Genomic DNA, 725 nt, shown 5'->3' with positions numbered 1-725 from the left:
GTCGGCGGCCTCGGCGAACGGTTTGCACCGGCCATCCGGCGCCAGTCCTCCCTGCCGGGAGAACTCCACAAATGCACCAGGAGTCGACATCACTGTCACCCCGCCGACCAGCGCCATCCCGCACTCGCCGGCGCGCACGGCCTGCACGGCTTGATGCAGGGCGACCAGTGAGGACGAGCACGCGGTGTCCACCGACACCGCGGGGCCCTCCAACCCCAACACATACGACACCCGGCCCGACACCACACTTGAGGTCGCGCCGGTCAGCCGATAGCCCTCGACTCCGGCGTCCCCGTCTCCTCGGCCCACACCGTAGGACTGGTCGCTGACGCCGATGAACACGCCGGTCTCGCTGCCATGCAACGAGGTTGGGTCCACGCCGGCGTCTTCGAGGGCTTCCCACACCGTTTCCAGCAGCAACCGCTGCTGCGGATCCATCGCAACCGCCTCGCGCGGGCTGATCCCGAAGAACCCCGCATCGAACGAGCTTGCATCGTGGAGGAACCCGCCCTCACGCGTAGAGGACCTAGTACCTATGTCCCACCCTCGGTCCAGCGGCCATTGCGACACCACATCGCGGCCCTGCACCAGCAGCTCCCACAGGTCCTCCCGAGACGACACTTCTCCGGGGAAGCGACAGCCCACACCCACGATCGCGATCGGCTCGGCCGAATGACCCATCACCACAACCGGTTCGGCGGCCACGGATGCTCCGGCCAGCTGTT

1 protein-coding gene is annotated in these 725 nt (G+C 67.6%); it reads right to left on the bottom strand.

Annotated elements, in window-relative coordinates; genetic code table 11:
* A partial coding sequence (locus tag ON44_RS33640; protein ID WP_373283242.1) for a beta-ketoacyl synthase N-terminal-like domain-containing protein occupies window positions 1-720 on the bottom strand: 720 nt, incomplete at its 3' end.
* Window positions 721-725 lie beyond the last annotated feature (5 nt).

The sequence above is a fragment of the Nocardia vinacea NBRC 16497 genome (genome assembly GCF_000308835.1).
In the GTDB taxonomy this organism is placed as follows: Bacteria; Actinomycetota; Actinomycetes; order Mycobacteriales; family Mycobacteriaceae; genus Nocardia; species Nocardia vinacea.
The sequence above is the reverse complement of the archived record's forward strand: the minus strand, read 5'-3'. Positions and strand labels throughout refer to the sequence as shown.